The organism is Streptomyces olivochromogenes (genome assembly GCF_001514115.1).
GTDB lineage: Bacteria > Actinomycetota > Actinomycetes > Streptomycetales > Streptomycetaceae > Streptomyces > Streptomyces olivochromogenes.
This window is the reverse complement of the sequence record NZ_KQ948462.1, coordinates 81,792-97,199: the sequence shown is the minus strand read 5'-3', so window position 1 is coordinate 97,199 and position 15,408 is coordinate 81,792. Positions and strand designations below refer to the sequence as shown.

Annotated in this window: 10 protein-coding genes; 3 read left to right on the top strand and 7 right to left on the bottom strand. The window is 69.5% G+C overall.

Annotated elements, in window-relative coordinates; genetic code table 11:
- Nucleotides 1–108 precede the first annotated feature (108 nt).
- Nucleotides 109–1,641, top strand: a complete 1,533-nt coding sequence (locus AQJ27_RS29530; RefSeq protein WP_067375244.1) for an MFS transporter — start codon at nt 109–111, stop codon at nt 1,639–1,641.
- A gap of 618 nt (nt 1,642–2,259) precedes the next feature.
- On the opposite strand, the gene AQJ27_RS29525 is transcribed toward AQJ27_RS29530, so the two are convergent.
- The 3 genes from AQJ27_RS29525 to AQJ27_RS29515 all read right to left on the bottom strand — a co-directional run bounded on the left by AQJ27_RS29525 (nt 2,260) and on the right by AQJ27_RS29515 (nt 4,550).
- Nucleotides 2,260–3,165, bottom strand: coding sequence for an ADP-ribosylglycohydrolase family protein (locus AQJ27_RS29525; protein WP_067375242.1), 906 nt, complete (start codon nt 3,163–3,165; stop codon nt 2,260–2,262).
- Nucleotides 3,155–3,838: a histidine phosphatase family protein gene (locus AQJ27_RS29520; RefSeq protein WP_067375240.1), complete on the bottom strand. Its 684-nt coding sequence runs from the start codon at nt 3,836–3,838 to the stop codon at nt 3,155–3,157. The genes AQJ27_RS29525 and AQJ27_RS29520 overlap by 11 nt, the downstream gene beginning before the upstream one ends.
- A gap of 106 nt (nt 3,839–3,944) precedes the next feature.
- Complete coding sequence (locus AQJ27_RS29515) at nt 3,945–4,550, bottom strand: YdbC family protein (protein WP_067375237.1); 606 nt, start codon at nt 4,548–4,550, stop codon at nt 3,945–3,947.
- Nucleotides 4,551–4,706: 156 nt separating this feature from the next.
- On the opposite strand from AQJ27_RS29515, the gene AQJ27_RS29510 reads away from it, so the two are divergent.
- Nucleotides 4,707–5,240, top strand: a complete 534-nt coding sequence (locus AQJ27_RS29510) for a TerD family protein (RefSeq protein WP_067375234.1) — start codon at nt 4,707–4,709, stop codon at nt 5,238–5,240.
- Nucleotides 5,241–5,353: 113 nt separating this feature from the next.
- On the opposite strand, the gene AQJ27_RS29505 is transcribed toward AQJ27_RS29510, so the two are convergent.
- On the bottom strand, nt 5,354–8,254 hold the full coding sequence (locus AQJ27_RS29505) for a vitamin B12-dependent ribonucleotide reductase (protein ID WP_067375232.1): 2,901 nt from the start codon (nt 8,252–8,254) through the stop codon (nt 5,354–5,356).
- 152 nt (nt 8,255–8,406) lie between these two features.
- On the bottom strand, nt 8,407–8,991 hold the full coding sequence (nrdR, locus tag AQJ27_RS29500; RefSeq protein ID WP_067375230.1) for a transcriptional regulator NrdR: 585 nt from the start codon (nt 8,989–8,991) through the stop codon (nt 8,407–8,409).
- A gap of 517 nt (nt 8,992–9,508) precedes the next feature.
- On the opposite strand from nrdR, the gene lexA reads away from it, so the two are divergent.
- Nucleotides 9,509–10,285 carry a transcriptional repressor LexA gene (gene lexA / locus AQJ27_RS29495; RefSeq protein WP_054229877.1) on the top strand — a complete coding sequence of 259 codons (777 nt, stop codon included), beginning with the start codon at nt 9,509–9,511 and terminating at the stop codon, nt 10,283–10,285.
- A gap of 872 nt (nt 10,286–11,157) precedes the next feature.
- Here the strand turns inward: lexA and AQJ27_RS29490 are convergent.
- The gene (locus AQJ27_RS29490) at nt 11,158–13,179 is read right to left on the bottom strand and encodes an ATP-dependent DNA helicase (protein ID WP_067375228.1); all 2,022 of its coding nucleotides are present in this window, start codon (nt 13,177–13,179) and stop codon (nt 11,158–11,160) included.
- 94 nt (nt 13,180–13,273) lie between these two features.
- Complete coding sequence (locus AQJ27_RS29485; protein ID WP_235613657.1) at nt 13,274–15,250, bottom strand: IucA/IucC family protein; 1,977 nt, start codon at nt 15,248–15,250, stop codon at nt 13,274–13,276.
- Nucleotides 15,251–15,408 lie beyond the last annotated feature (158 nt).

Below are 15,408 nucleotides of genomic sequence, written 5' to 3'. Positions count from 1 at the left end.
GCTTGCGTTCACTGTCGGGGACTCACTACCGTTGCCGCAACAGTGAACGCGAGCGTTCACTAACGCACTTGTGGGGGAACCATAGTGACAACCTCTCAAACCTCTCAGTTGATCAAGGACCCTAAGCCAGGAGCGGCCCGCCGGGAGGGACACCCCGGCATCGCACTCGCCGTCATCGCGGCCTGCCAACTCATGGTGGTACTCGACTCGACGATTGTGAACATCGCCCTCCCGCACATTCAAGGCGCGCTCAAATTCAGCACGACCGACCTGACCTGGGTGATCAGCGCGTACACCCTCACCTTCGGTGGCCTGCTCCTTCTCGGCGGCCGCGCGGGTGACATCCTCGGTCGGCGCCGGGTCTTCATGACCGGCATCATGCTGTTCACGCTCGCCTCACTGCTCGGTGGACTCGCCCAGGAGCCCTGGCAGTTGCTGGCCGCGCGGGCCCTCCAGGGCGTAGGTGGCGCGATAGCGTCGCCCACCGCGCTGGCACTCATCACCACCACCTTCCCCGAGGGCCCGGAACGGAACCGGGCCTTCGCCGTCTTCGCCGCGGTCTCCGCGGGCGGCGGCGCCATCGGGCTGCTTGCGGGCGGCATGCTCACCGAGTGGCTCGACTGGCGCTGGGTGCTCTTCGTCAACGTGCCCATCGGTGTGCTGATCACCGTGCTCGCCCCGATGTACATCAACGAGTCCGAGCGCCATCCGGGGCGCTTCGACGTCGCGGGCGCGCTCACCTCGACGGCCGGTATGGCCTCCCTGGTCTACGGGTTCATCCGTGCCGCGGAGGAGGGCTGGCGCGACAGCCTCACGATCGGGTCGTTCGCCACGGCGCTGGTCCTGTTGCTGGGCTTCGCGTTCATCGAGACCCGGGCGAAGGAGCCGATCACCCCGCTGAAGATGTTCGGCGACCGCAACCGCTCCGGCACGTACGTGATCATGCTCAGTCTGGCCGCGGCGATGTTCGGAATGTTCTTCTTCATCGTCCTGTTCGTACAGAACGTGCTGGGTTACAGCCCGATCCAGGCCGGTCTCGCGTTCCTGCCCGTGACGGCGGCGATCGGCATCGGAGCGGGGCTGTCGCAGCGGTTCCTGCCGGTCCTCGGGCCCAAGCCGTTCATGGTCGTCGGCTCCGCCCTCGTCGCGCTCGGGCTCGGCTGGCTGACCTTCATGAGCCCGGACAGCACGTACGTCGGCGGGGTGCTCGGCCCGATGCTGCTCTTCGCGTTCGGTATGGGCCTGAACTTCGTGACACTGACCCTGACCGCGGTCTCCGGCGTCGCCCAGCACGAGGCCGGTGCCGCGTCCGGACTCCTCAACGTCACCCAGCAGGTGGGCGGTTCGCTCGGTCTGTCCATCCTGACCACGGTCTTCGGCTCGGCCAGCCGGGACGAGGCGGAGAAGCAGCTGCCGAAGTTCCTGGCGAACGGCTCGCCCGAGCAGAAGGCGGAGTTCGCCAAGACCCACCAGCTGCCGGCCCCGTGGGGCCACGACGTGCTCGCCCAGGGCATCTCGACCGCCTTCGTCCCGGCGGTCGCGATGGCGGTACTGGCCCTGGCCACCGCCGCACTGGTGATCCGGGTCCGCAAGAGCGACCTGGAGGCCCTCTCGGGCACGGCGGGGGCCGCCGCGGGCTGAGGCGGGGCCCGCCGGAACTTGGCGGGGCTGCGGAGGCCGGTCCCCGGTCCGGCATACGGACGGCGAGGACCACGGACCGGCCATCCGCAGCGGAACGCCACCCCGGGTCCTGGCCTTGCAAGCAGCCATACGGCACCGGGGGCGGCCTTCGAGGTCTTACGGCACCGAGGGCAGCCCCTGCCGGAGGTGCGGCACAGGGTCCGGGCCTCGCAGTCAGCGGTACGGCAGCATGCGCGGCCCCGCGAGCGGCACCACAGCGCCGGGGAGTGCCCCATGGGTCGCGACGCGGCACCAAGGGCGGGCCGTGCAGCGCGCGGGCCGACGCCAAGGAAGGACCATCAGACCGGGGTACCGCATCACCGGCGGCCCAGCAGGCCACTGCTGTACGGGGCCGACGGCCAACCCCGTGCGACGCCCAACCTCGTGCGACGCGCTACCCCACGAATCTCCGGGCACACCGAGCCGCAGCCATAGCGGTAGCGGTAGCCGTGCCGCACGAGCCATGCGGGGGCCGACGCAGCCCTCCGAAGCCGACAAGACGCGAGACCCACCGACCCCTGCCGGGGCGTCGCGTTCCGCGGGGGACTCTCCCCGACGTCACCGAACCGTCCCCGCGGCCTAAGCCTCCGCCCGCACCCAACCCGGCAGGCTCTCCGTCCGCTCCACCCACTCCCCCGGCGGCGCCCCCGCCTTGCCCGCGGCGATCACACCACCGACGATGGCGCAGGTCGTGTCCATGTCGCCGCCCACCTGGGCGGTCGACCAGAAGCCCTCTTCGTAGTTCCCCAGGGCCCGGGCCGCGGACCAGAGCGCGAACGGCACCGTGTCGTGCGCCGTCGTACGCCGCCCGCAGCCCAGTACGGCGGCGACCGTCGCCGTGTCCCCGTAGTCGAGCATGTCGCGAGCGCGCCGCAGACCGGCTCCCACGGCGCTGCGCGGGACCAGCGCGACGACGCCGTCGAGCAGTGCCTCGGCACTCGGCGGGCTCGCCGGGTCGGCCGCCAGGGCGGCGGCCGCGGCGACGGCCATGGCGCCCACGACGGCCTCGCGGTGCTGGTGGGTGGTGTACGCCGAGATCTCCGCCTGGTGGACCGCCTGCTCCGGGTCGTCCGCGTACCAGGCCCCCAGGGGGGCGATCCGCATCGCGGCGCCGTTGCCCCACGAGCCCTGTCCCTTGAAGAGGGCGGACGCCAGCGCCCGCCAGTCGCCCCCGTCCCGGATCTGCCCCAGCAGCCGGTTGACCGCGGGGCCGTAGCCCCGGTCGACATCGTGGTGCTCGGCGAAGGAGCCGGCCAGCGCGTCCTGGTCGATGCGGCGGTGCCGGGCCAGAACGGCCACTACAGAGGAGGCCATTTCGGTGTCGTCCGTCCACTGCCAGGGGCCGGACGGCAGCTCGCGCCGCCTGAGCAGCGGGTAGTTCACGGGCACGAAGAACCGCGAGCCCAGCGCGTCCCCCACCGCGAGTCCACGCAGGCTGGCCAGGGCGCGGTCCAGGCGTCCGCCGGGAGAGGAATCAGAGGTCATCGCCCTGCCACTCTATCCCGGGGTCCCCGTACGACTCGGGTACACACCAGCGTTCGAACGGACGGTCAAGCGTGTACTTCCCGTCGTCGCCGAGGACGAGCATCCGCATCTCGGCGTTCCCCGGATTCGACAGCGATTCGAACTCCGCGACCGTCCAGTGGAACCAGCGCATGCAGAACAGCCGCATGGCAAGACCGTGGGTCACCAGGAGCACGTTCGACGGGTGGTCGGGGGCCTCGAAGCTCCGGTAGAGGCTCTCCAGGAAGCCGCCGACCCGGTCGTAGACGTCGGCGCCGGACTCGCCCTGCGCGAAGCGGTAGAAGAAGTGCCCGTACGCGTCCCGGTAGGCCTTCTGGAGGCGTACGTCGTCGCGGTCCTGCCAGTTGCCCCAGTCCTGCTCGCGCAGCCGCGGTTCCTCGCGCACCCGTATGAGCTCGGGGTCGAGGTGGAAGGCGCGGAGCGTCTCGTGCGTACGGCGGTACGGCGACACGTACACGCTTACGCGCTCCCGCCCGAAGACCTCGCGCAACCGTTTCCCCGTCTCCTCCGCCTGCTGCCACCCCTTCTCGGTGAGCGCCAGAGCGTGGTCGGGCTCGCGTTCATAAACGGTGTCATCGGCGTTGCCCGCTGACTCGCCGTGCCGGACAAGGACGATACGCCGTGGTCGAACCATGCCAAGACCCTAAAACGGCTGACGGCCGATCGAGCACTCGTACGGGCTCTATACGGCGTAGGTCACATGTTCTCCGCGCAGATCACACCCGCGGACGGCACTCCGGTCAGACCGTCCACGAGGGCTCCAGCGCCACTATGTCGCCGGTCAGGGCCGCGACATCGGCCTCCGTCTGGGCGCGCAGCGCGAGCCGTTCCACCCGCTCGGTCCGGTATTTACCGTGTTCGGCGGCCGACTGCCACATGGAGAGGATCAGGAACTCATGGCCCGGCGCCTCGCCGAACAGGCCCCTCACCATGCCGGGCGAGCCCGCCATCGCGGGATTCCAGACCTTCTCCTGCATCAACGCGAAGTGTTCGGCCCGTTCCTCGTGGATGCGGCAGTGGGCCACCCGCAGCACGTCGGAGTCGGTGAAGCGCGGCTCGAAGCCGGTCTTCACATCGAACCGGTGATCGAAGAGTTTGGCCTGCGAGTCCTTGAAGGTCCCGGACTGGGCAGCCGCGAGCCGGTCGTGCGAACGGGCCATGAAGGAGTCGTAGAAGGCACGGCTCTCCCAGAAGGCGAAGATGTGCGCCACCCCGGGCCGCCCTCGGCTCCAGCCCCCGCCCTGCCCCCGGAATCCCGGCTCACCCAGCAGCCCCGCCCACTTTCGCTGCCCCCGCTCGAAACCGCGGCGGTCCACCACGGTGCAGCGAATCCACTTGACCAGCACCGCGCCATCGTAAGGCCACGGAGCGTGGCGCCGGTCACGCTCCGGCGGAGTGCACCCGCGCGAGCGCCCCAGCGCGCGTGGCACGATGGACAACCGGCCTTGACAACAGAGCAGTTGGGGGCCCAAGAAGATGGGGAACGGGGAGGGGGAGATCCGATGACCGGTCTCAACAAGGGCATCCGCAAGGTCGAGCTCGCGGTGAAGTGGGACCCGAGTCCCGTCGGCGAGCCCGCGACCGACCTCGACATCATCGCGGCGACGTACGTGGCCGCCGATCCGTACGGAAGTCCCGCCTATGTGGTGCACTTCGACAGCCGCTCCCCGGACGGCACCATCTACCTCAACCGGGACAGCAAGGACGGCAAGGGCTTCGGCTGGGACGAGGTCATGACGCTGGAACTCGACCGCCTCAACAGCGGCTACACGCGTGTGGTGGTCGGCGTACTCATCCAGCAGCGTTCCGGCCACAAGTCGTTCGTGGGCGTCCTCAACCCGGGCCTGCGCATGCGGGAGGGCTACACCGTGCTGGCGGAGGACAACTTCGGCGGCGTCCTGGGGGCCACGGCCGCGACCGTCGGCGAGTTCGTACGCGACGTCTCCGGAGAGTGGACCTTCCATCCGGGGATCCACGGCTACGACACCGACCCGGCCGAGTTCCCGCGCGTCATGGGCACACGCCACGACGCCTGAAACAGCCCTCTCCGTCGGAGACGCCTGAAACAGTTTTCTCCGTAGCAGCGAGAAAACGCCGAAGGGCGGCACGACCGGTGGTCGTGCCGCCCTTCAGGGTTTCAGGGCTTCGGTCAGCTGCAACCGCTGGTCGAGCCGCAGCCCTCGCAGATGTAGCAGGAACCGGCCCGCTGCATCTTCGTACCGCAGGAGAAGCACAGGGGGGCGTCCGCCTGGATGCCCAGCTGCATCTCCACCAGTTCGGCACTGGTGTGGGCCTGCTTCGGGGCGGGCTTCGCCACCTCGACCTCGACCTTGGCCTTCGGGGTGACGACGGCCTTCAGCTCCTGCGCGCGGGGCGCGGACTGGGCCAGACCCTCGACGTCCATCTCGTCGTCGGACGGCTCGTACGAACCGGTCTCCAGGTGACGCTGACGCTCCTCGGCGGAGTGGATGCCGAGCGCGGAGCGCGTCTCGAAGGGCAGGAAGTCCAGCGCCAGGCGACGGAAGATGTAGTCGACGATCGACTGCGCCATCCGCACGTCCGGGTCGTCCGTCATGCCGGCCGGCTCGAAGCGCATGTTCGTGAACTTCGAGACGTACGTCTCGAGGGGCACGCCGTACTGCAGACCCACGGAGACCGCGATCGAGAAGGCGTCCATCATGCCCGCGAGGGTGGAGCCCTGCTTCGACATCTTCAGGAAGACCTCGCCGAGACCGTCGTCCGGGTAGGAGTTGGCGGTCATGTAGCCCTCGGCGCCGCCCACCGTGAAGGAGGTGGTGATGCCGGGACGGCCCTTGGGGAGGCGCTTGCGGACCGGGCGGTACTCGACGACCTTCTCGACCGCGGTGCGGATGGTCTCCTCGGCCTTCGCCGTGACCTCGGTCTTCTCCTTCTCCTTGGTCTTGGCGGAGAGGGGCTGGCCGACCTTGCAGTTGTCGCGGTAGATCGCGAGCGCCTTGACGCCCATCTTCCACGCCTCGAAGTAGACCTCTTCGACGTCCTCGACGGTCGCCGTCTCCGGCAGGTTGACCGTCTTGGAGAGCGCGCCGGAGATCCAGGGCTGGATCGCGGCCATCATGCGGACGTGGCCCATCGCGGAGATGGAGCGCTCGCCCATGGCGCAGTCGAAGACCTCGTAGTGCTCGTGCTTGAGGCTCGGGGCGTCGACGACATTGCCGTTCTCGGCGATGTGGGCGACGATCGCCTCGATCTGCTCCTCCTGGTAGCCCAGGCGGCGCAGGGCCTGCGGAACGGTGCCGTTGACGATCTGCATCGAGCCGCCGCCGACCAGCTTCTTGAACTTGACCAGCGCGAGGTCGGGCTCGAGGCCGGTGGTGTCGCAGGACATCGCGAGACCGATGGTGCCGGTCGGGGCGATGACCGAGGCCTGCGCGTTGCGGAAGCCGTTCTTCTCACCGAGGTGCAGCACGTCCTGCCAGGCCTCCGTGGCGGCGGCCCAGATCGGCGTGTCCAGGTCGTCCACACGGACGGCCACGCCGTTGGCGTCGGAGTGCTGCTTCATGACGCGCTGGTGCGGCTGCGCGTTGCGGGCGTAGCCGTCATACGGGCCGACGACCGCGGCGAGCTCGGCGGAACGCCGGTACGAGGTGCCGGTCATCAGCGAGGTGATGGCACCGGCGAGGGCGCGACCGCCGTCGGAGTCGTACGCGTGACCGGTCGCCATCAGGAGGGCGCCCAGGTTGGCGTAGCCGATGCCCAGCTGACGGAAGGCCCGGGTGTTCTCGCCGATCTTCTGGGTCGGGAAGTCCGCGAAGCAGATCGAGATGTCCATCGCGGTGATGACCAGCTCGACGACCTTGGCGAAGCGCTCGACCTCGAAGGACTGGTGGCCCTTGCCGTCGTCCTTGAGGAACTTCATCAGGTTCAGCGAGGCGAGGTTGCAGGACGTGTTGTCCAGGTGCATGTACTCGCTGCACGGGTTCGAGCCGTTGATACGGCCGGACTCCGGGCACGTGTGCCAGTGGTTGATCGTGTCGTCGTACTGGATGCCCGGGTCGGCGCAGGCCCAGGCGGCCTCGGCCATCTTGCGGAAGAGCGTCTTGGCGTCGACCTCCTCGATGACCTCGCCGGTCATACGGGAGGTGAGACCGAACTTGCCGCCCTCCTCGACCGCCTTCATGAACGTGTCGTTCACACGGACCGAGTTGTTGGCGTTCTGGTACTGGACGGACGTGATGTCGTCGCCGCCCAGGTCCATGTCGAAGCCCGCGTCACGGAGGGCGCGGATCTTCTCCTCCTCCTTGACCTTGGTCTCGATGAAGTCCTCGATGTCGGGGTGGTCGACGTCGAGGATGACCATCTTGGCCGCGCGGCGCGTGGCGCCACCCGACTTGATCGTTCCTGCGGAGGCGTCGGCACCGCGCATGAAGGAGACGGGACCCGAGGCGTTGCCGCCCGAGGAGAGGAGCTCCTTGGAGGAGCGGATACGGGAGAGGTTCAGGCCGGCGCCGGAGCCGCCCTTGAAGATCATGCCCTCTTCCTTGTACCAGTCGAGGATCGACTCCATGGAGTCGTCGACGGACAGGATGAAGCAGGCCGAGACCTGCTGGGGCTGAGGCGTCCCGACGTTGAACCAGACCGGGCTGTTGAAGCTGAAGATCTGGTGCAGGAGGGCGTACGCCAGCTCGTGCTCGAAGATCTCGGCGTCGGCGGGCGAGGCGAAGTACTTGTAGTCCTCGCCGGCCTTCCGGTACGTCTTCACGATGCGGTCGATGAGCTGCCTGAGGCTCACCTCGCGCTGCGGGGTGCCCACGGCACCACGGAAGTACTTGCTGGTGACGATGTTGACCGCGTTCACCGACCAGAAGCCGGGGAACTCGACGCCACGCTGCTCGAAGTTGATCGAGCCGTCGCGCCAGTTGGTCATGACGACGTCACGGCGCTCCCATTCCACCTCGTCGTACGGGTGCACGCCGGGGGTGGTGTGGATGCGCTCGATGCGCAGTCCCTTGCTGGCCTTGGTGCCCTTGGCGCGGGAACCTCGTGCCGGACCGCTCGCCGTCTCTGTCATGCCGCCTCCCTGTATCGGGCTAAAACGCCCTGAAGTGCCACGTTCTTCCCATGGCAAGGTGTGTGTCTGGTGCTGCGCGCGCCACTACGCGGCCGCCCGCAACAGGTCTTTGGTCGCCACCGATGGGGGGCCGATCCGAGTCGGCCCTTCCGTCAGTCGGCGGCGTTGGCGGGCACGGGGACCTGGACGGTCCCTCCGGACCCGCGGTCGCTTTCCGGGCGCTCCGCGTCCGCGGCAGCCACGCCCGCATCCGCCACGCCCGCGTCATCCTCGTCCGCGGCGGGGCGCTGCTTCGTCTCTTCCCTGAGTTCCACGATGGCGGCCTCGAAGTCCTCGAGCGAGTCGAACGCCCGGTACACGGACGCGAAGCGCAGATAGGCGACGAGGTCGAGTTCCTGCAACGGGCCGAGTATGGCCAGACCCACGTCGTGGGTGGTCAGCTCGGCGCTCCCGGTGGCCCGCACCGCCTCCTCGACCCGCTGGCCGAGCTGGGCGAGCGCGTCCTCGGTGACCGGCCGCCCCTGGCACGCCTTGCGCACACCGTTGATGACCTTGGTACGACTGAAGGGTTCAGTCACGCCGGACCGCTTGACCACCATCAGCGAGCACGTCTCCACCGTCGTGAAACGACGGGAGCAGTCGGGGCACTGGCGGCGCCTGCGGATCGACGTGCCGTCATCGGTCGTACGACTGTCGACGACACGGCTGTCGGGGTGCCTGCAGAAGGGGCAGTGCATGGCTCCAACCCTCCTTCACAGCACGACTCATAGACCTCGCGAGACCTCTCGGGCCCCTCGAAGCAGCCCCAAGCATAGGCGATGGTCGGAGGGTCGAAGACCCGGGGGACCACAACTTCTGGGCTGCTGCAGCAATCCAACCACTAGATGTGGGGATCGACCCCTAAATTCACCCAGGACACGCGTGTCGCGCACGTAATGGCATGTGCCGCACGGCCATACCGATCCAGGACACACGGAGATACCGTGGTCAGCGCGCGGAAGGGGGCCGGTACCCGACTTACGGGGTGCCGGATGGCAGACTGGGCCGCGGCCCACATCTGTCGGCACGGTCATCGCCCCGGCGGTGAAGAGTACAGCAATGAGCCCTTTTGTCCGCCGGATGCAACGTTGGCTATACACCCAGACACTTGATCACGGCAGGCAATCCGCGTTTTTTCACTCGAACGTGTGTTTGGCGCAACCTTTCGAAAGCTACTACCGTTGTCCAGCAGGGAGACCATCGAGAGGGGCCGACGTGACCACCACCGCAGACAGTGCCACCATCACTGCCCAGGACCGCTCCCAGGGCCGACTCGAGCCGGTGCATGCGATGAACGAAGCCACGAATCATGAGGGGCCCAAGCGCTCCCTGCCAGGGCGACCTCCAGGCATCCGCGCCGACAGCTCGGGACTCACCGACAGGCAGCGCCGGGTGATCGAGGTCATCCGGGACTCCGTGCAGCGGCGCGGCTACCCGCCGTCGATGCGGGAGATCGGACAGGCGGTCGGCCTTTCCAGCACCTCGTCGGTCGCCCACCAGCTGATGGCACTGGAGCGCAAGGGCTTCCTGCGCCGCGATCCGCACCGGCCGCGAGCGTACGAGGTCCGGGGCTCCGACCAGTCCTCGGCACAGCCCACGGACACGGCGGGCAAGCCGGCCGCGTCGTACGTCCCGCTCGTCGGCCGTATCGCCGCCGGTGGCCCGATCCTGGCCGAGGAGTCGGTGGAGGACGTCTTCCCCCTCCCCCGGCAGCTGGTCGGTGACGGCGAGCTGTTCGTCCTGAAGGTCGTCGGTGACTCGATGATCGAGGCCGCCATCTGCGACGGGGACTGGGTGACGGTCCGGCGCCAGCCGGTCGCGGAGAACGGCGACATCGTGGCCGCGATGCTGGACGGCGAGGCCACGGTGAAGCGGTTCAAGCGTGAGGACGGCCATGTGTGGCTCCTCCCGCACAACGCCGCGTACCAGCCGATCCCCGGCGACGAGGCGACCATCCTGGGCAAGGTGGTGGCGGTGCTGCGGCGCGTGTGACAGCACACGCCGGGCGGGACACCCCGCCCCGCCCTTGACCGGGCCCCGGGACCACCTGCGCCGGTTCCGGGGCCCTGTGCGTTGCCCTCCGGGGGTCAGGCGGGGGGTTGGCGGCGTGCGCGACGTCCAGAGATGCCCCGCCCGTCCCGACGAGACGCGCCCCTGAGGGGCGTCTGCTCATGGGGGCAGAGGGATCGCCCATAGGTATTGAGGGGAACACGCGGGCACCGAGCGATATGCGCAGTCCCCGGGCAACACACGCGCGCGTCGGGCGACATGCCGGGTGCCGGACGACGTGCGCGGACGCCGAGCGATATGCGCAGACGTCGGACGACATGCGCGGCGTCGGGCGACGTGCCCGGGCGCCGAGCGATACACCTAGGCGTCGGACGACATGCGCGGCGTCTGACGACCATGCCGGGCGCCCAGCGACATGCGCGGCGTCGAACGACATGCGCGGACGCCGAGCGATACGCCTAGACGCCGGACGACATACGCAGGCCCTGAGCGACATACGCGTGCACCACGCGACATGTGCAGGCCTGAGCGACATACGCGTGCACCGGGCGGCATACCCAGGCCTGAGCGACATGCGCGTCCATCGGGCGGCATACGCAAGCGCCGCGCGGGATGCTCGGGTGGCGGGGGGGATCAGTGGTGGGTCCGGGACGGAGATCCCGAGCCTGAGGGCACGCGCGGGACCTGGGGGTGCCCGCAGGACGGGCGGTGCGCGAGGTCCGGGTGTGGCCGTGTGGGTGGTGTTGTTTGGTCGACGGGGCATCCGAGGCGGAGCAACTCCGCCCGTAGGGGCAGCCGGGCAGGCCCTCTTCGGGCCGAGTGCGCGGGTTCCGTCGGCCTGGCGCGGGGAAGACCTACGCCTCCCCCGTCTCCCCCGCTCCCTCCGTCTCCCCCGCCTCCACCGTCTCCTCGGACTTCCAGGCCGCCGCGTCGATCGCGGTGAGCGACCTGCGTACCTGGTTGCGGTCCGTGGTGTACCAGAAGTCGGGGAGGGACGCCTTGAGATAGCTGCCGTAGCGCGCCGTCGCGAGGCGCTGGTCCAGTACCGCCACCACACCCCGGTCACCCGTGGCCCGAACGAGGCGGCCGGCGCCCTGGGCCATCAGCAGCGCCGCGTGAGTCGCGGCGACGGCCATGAAGCCGTTGCCGCCGTTCTCCTCGACGGCCTTCTGGCGGGCGCTCATCAGGGGGTCGTCGGGGCGCGGGAAGGGGATCTTGTCCATGACGACGAGCTGGCAGCTGGCCCCGGGGACGTCGACGCCCTGCCAGAGCGAGAGCGTGCCGAAGAGGCAGGTCTCGGGATCGGCCGCGAAGTTCTTGATCAGCTCGCCGAGCGTCTCCTCGCCCTGCAGCAGGATGGGGTACTCGGGGATGCGCGAGCGCAGCTCCTCCGCCGCGAGCTGGGCGGCCCGCATCGAGGAGAACAACCCCAGCGTGCGACCCCCGGCTGCCTGGATCAGCTCGGTGAGCTCGTCCAGCATGTCCGCACGGTCGCCGTCGCGCGCGGGGCGGGACAGGTGCTTGGCCACGTACAGAATGCCCTGCTTGGGGTAGTCGAACGGCGAGCCGACGTCGACGCCCTTCCACTGCGGGAGGTCGTCGCCCTCGATGCCCTCCGGGGCGAGTCCCAGCGACGCCCCCACCCCGTTGAAGTCACCGCCGAGCTTCAGGGTGGCGGACGTCAGGACAACGGAACGGTCCGCGAAGAGCTTCTCCCTGAGGAGGCCGGAGACGGACATGGGGGCGACGCGGAGCGAGGCGCCGAAGCGGTCGTGACGCTCGTACCAGACGACGTCCCACTCGGAGCCGTTGGTGATCCGCTCCGCCACGTCGTGCACCGACTCCACCGAGGCGAGCGCCTGCTTGCGGACGGAGTCCTCGTCCTGGACGGACTTGTCGCGGGTGGAGCCGATCGCCGAGATCACCGTACGAGCGGCGTCGCGCAGTGCCATCAGCGCGTATCCGAGATCCTCCGGGATCTCCTCCAGGCGGCCCGGAAGCGCGAGCTCCATCAGCCGCTCGAAGCCCTCGGCGGCGGTCTGGAGCTGATCGGCCGCCTTCTCGTTGACGAGCTTCGCGGCGCGGCGCACCGCACGGTTGACCTGCCCGGGCGTGAGCTCGCCGGTCGCGACACCGGTGACCCGGGAGACCAGCTCATGGGCCTCGTCGACGATCAGCACCTCGTGCTGCGGGAGGACAGGCGCGCCCTCGATGGCGTCGATCGCGAGCAGCGCGTGATTGGTGACGACGACCTCGGCGAGCTTGGCACGCTCGCGGGCCATCTCGGCGAAGCACTCCGCTCCGTAGGCGCATTTGGTGGCGCCCAGGCACTCACGGGACGAAACGGACACCTGAGCCCATGCGCGGTCGGAGACGCCGGGCGTGAGGTCGTCTCGGTCGCCGGTCTCGGTCTCGTCCGACCAGTCCCGCAGTCGCAGCAGGTCCTGGCCCAGCTTGCTGGTGGGCGCGGCCGCCTCGAACTGGTCGAAGAGGCCGTCCTCCTCGTCCTGCGGCACGCCCTCGTGCAGCCGGTGCAGACACAGGTAGTTCGACCGGCCCTTGAGCATCGCGAACTCCGGGCGGCGGCGCAGCAGCGGATGCAGCGCGTCGACGGTCCGCGGAAGATCGCGCTCCACGAGCTGCCGCTGGAGCGCCAGGGTGGCGGTCGCCACGACGACCCGCTCCCCGTGGGCGAGCGCGGGCACGAGATAGCCGAGCGACTTTCCGGTGCCGGTGCCCGCCTGGACCAGCAGGTGGGAGCTGTCGTCGATGGCACCCGCGACGGCTTCGGCCATGGTCACCTGGCCAGGGCGCTCCGTGCCGCCGACGGCAGTGACGGCAGCGTGCAGGAGTTCGGGGAGTGAGGGCTCTGTCATAGCCTTGCCAGCCTACGGGGCGCCACTGACAATCGGGCGATCAAGGCCCGGCCCGCGGACGCGATCAGGACGAGAACGAGTACGGCGCGGATGATCAAGGCCGGTGGAGGGGGTTCGGGACCGTGCCGTGCACCGCGGCGTGCGGGCGCTCGGGACGGTCGCGGTAGCCGTCGAGGTGCAGTCGGTTGCGGTTGAGGCACAGGCGCTCGATACGCGGAGTGAGCAGGTCGAACATCTCGTAGCGCTCCTTGAGCTCGGGAAAGCGCGCCTGGTGGCGGACGATCTCCGCCCGGACGAGCGCCCAGAACTCGGCCTCTGGAACGCCCAGTTGTTCCTCGCAGAGCGGTGCGAGATAGCGGAAGACCCCCACGAAGAGCCCGGAGTGGATGAACTGGGTCAGGAACGCCGGCGGCTCGGTCAGCAGTACGTTCCGTACGTCGTCCGGCATGGTCGCGTGCTCGGGCAGGGGGTCCGCGCTCACGTTCACGTCGTCCACGAAGTCCTTCACCGCGAGGCGGACGGGGACGTCTCGGTCGTCGAAGACGACGATCGCGTTCTCTCCATGGGGGCTGAACACCGTGCCGTACCGATAGAGGAAGTGCAGCAGCGGCGGCAGGAGCGCGGCGAAGAGGCGGCGCAGCCAGACGTTGGGGGCGAGACCCGAGCGGGCGACGAGCTCCGCGGTGAAGGCGCGGCCGTCCGGGTCGGTGTGCAGGAGCGCGGCCAGGGTGCGCGCGCGTTCACCGGGCGCCAGATGGCGGGAGACCGGTTCGCGCCAGATCGCGCCGAGCAACTCCTTGTACTGATAGGGCACTTCGGGGAGGGCGTCGTACACGGGGTGGTTCACCGTCACCGAGGCGACCTCGCCGAGCAGGATCACCCCGCAGGTGTCCCGCAGAAAAGGGTCGGCGTCTCTCAGGGCGTGCATCCAGGCGGTGACGGCGGGCGCCGCGAGCGTGCGTTCCGTCGGCAGGCCGCGCCAGACCAGGGTGTTGAGCACGGACAGCGGCAGTTTCACCGTGTGCCGGTCCGGGCGTGAGACGTTCAGGAACGTACGGATCGACTGCTGCGGGAGCCGCAGGTCCCCGTCGGAGGGCAGCGGCACGATCGCTCCCGCGGCCACGGAGGGCGCGAAGAGCGGCAGCACGACGTCGTCCCACTGCCAGGGGTGCACGGGCAGATAGAGGTACGACTCCGGAGTGAGCCCACGCGCGCGTAGTACCCCTTCGAAGGACTCCCGCGTGGCGGGGGCGAGTTCGCGCGCGTAGAGCTGTTCGGCGGAGTGGAGGCTCGGGACGCCTCGGTAGGTGGCGAGCGTGGTGTGCACCGCGATCCAGGGAATCGGCGTCGCTCTGCGGGCCTCCGGCGCCCAGTCGGCGGCGTCCGACGCGGAGAAGCCGAGGCGGCCCTTGTTCAGCACGATCCAGGGGTGGCCGGTCTGGTGGCCCTCCAGTTCGGCGTAGCCGAGGTCGGCCAGTTCGGCCGCCGTACGGGCGTCGCGGTGGAGGCGGGCGTCCGCGGCGAGCGTCGTGCTCAGTTCACGGACCACGTGGCCGAGCGTCGCGCCGTCGATCTCCATCGTGCCGCGGGCCCGGGTGAGGAAGCCGAGCGGGTCGGTGAAGGGGCACGGCTCCGCCCCCTCCTCGGTGAGGGTGAGCGAGGCGGGGTCGACGCGCCAGCTGTCGTACGAGGCACGGCGGGCGCGGAAGGAGAGGCTGCCGCCGGCGTCGAGGCGGAGGGCGTAGGGGCGGAGGGTGTCGGTGTGCCCGGTGTTCTCGTGCGGGGTGTCGTGGTGCGGGGTGTCGTGGTGCGGGGTGTCGTGGTGGGTGGAGGTGGGGCGTGGGGAGGGTCGCGAGGAGGCCGCTCCGGCGGAGGGATCGAGGCCGGTCGCCGGGTTGTGCTCACCGCGGAGGGGGGCCACTTTTCCCTCGGCGCCCCGCCGAGCCTCCGAACCGGGCTCCGGCCCCGAACCCGGCTCCGACCCCGGCTCCGACCCCGGATCGAGATCGGATTCCGGTTGCGGTTCCGGTTCCGGTCTGACGATCTCCTCGTGGGCGAACTCGCCGATCATTTTCGCGAGCAGCCGGCGGCCGACCTGGTCCCATCGGTCTTTGCGCAGCTCGGGCGGGTCGTACAAGGCGGGCAGCTCTCCGGAGGCCGGGGTGGCGGATGGATGCGGCACGGGGACTCCTTGACAGGGAACCGGATCGGAACGAGCGGTGCGGTGCG

What these genes read in the sequence shown, in the direction of transcription:
- AQJ27_RS29525 (WP_067375242.1), bottom strand. Translation starts at nt 3,165, where the DNA reads ATGACCTCTGATTCCTCTCCCGGCGGACGCCTGGACCGCGCCCTGGCC.
- AQJ27_RS29520 (WP_067375240.1), bottom strand. Translation starts at nt 3,838, where the DNA reads ATGGTTCGACCACGGCGTATCGTCCTTGTCCGGCACGGCGAGTCAGCG.
- AQJ27_RS29510 (WP_067375234.1), top strand. Translation starts at nt 4,707, where the DNA reads ATGACCGGTCTCAACAAGGGCATCCGCAAGGTCGAGCTCGCGGTGAAG.
- AQJ27_RS29505 (WP_067375232.1), bottom strand. Translation starts at nt 8,254, where the DNA reads ATGACAGAGACGGCGAGCGGTCCGGCACGAGGTTCCCGCGCCAAGGGC.
- nrdR (WP_067375230.1), bottom strand. Translation starts at nt 8,991, where the DNA reads ATGCACTGCCCCTTCTGCAGGCACCCCGACAGCCGTGTCGTCGACAGT.
- AQJ27_RS29490 (WP_067375228.1), bottom strand. Translation starts at nt 13,179, where the DNA reads ATGACAGAGCCCTCACTCCCCGAACTCCTGCACGCTGCCGTCACTGCC.
- AQJ27_RS29485 (WP_235613657.1), bottom strand. Translation starts at nt 15,250, where the DNA reads ATGATCGGCGAGTTCGCCCACGAGGAGATCGTCAGACCGGAACCGGAA.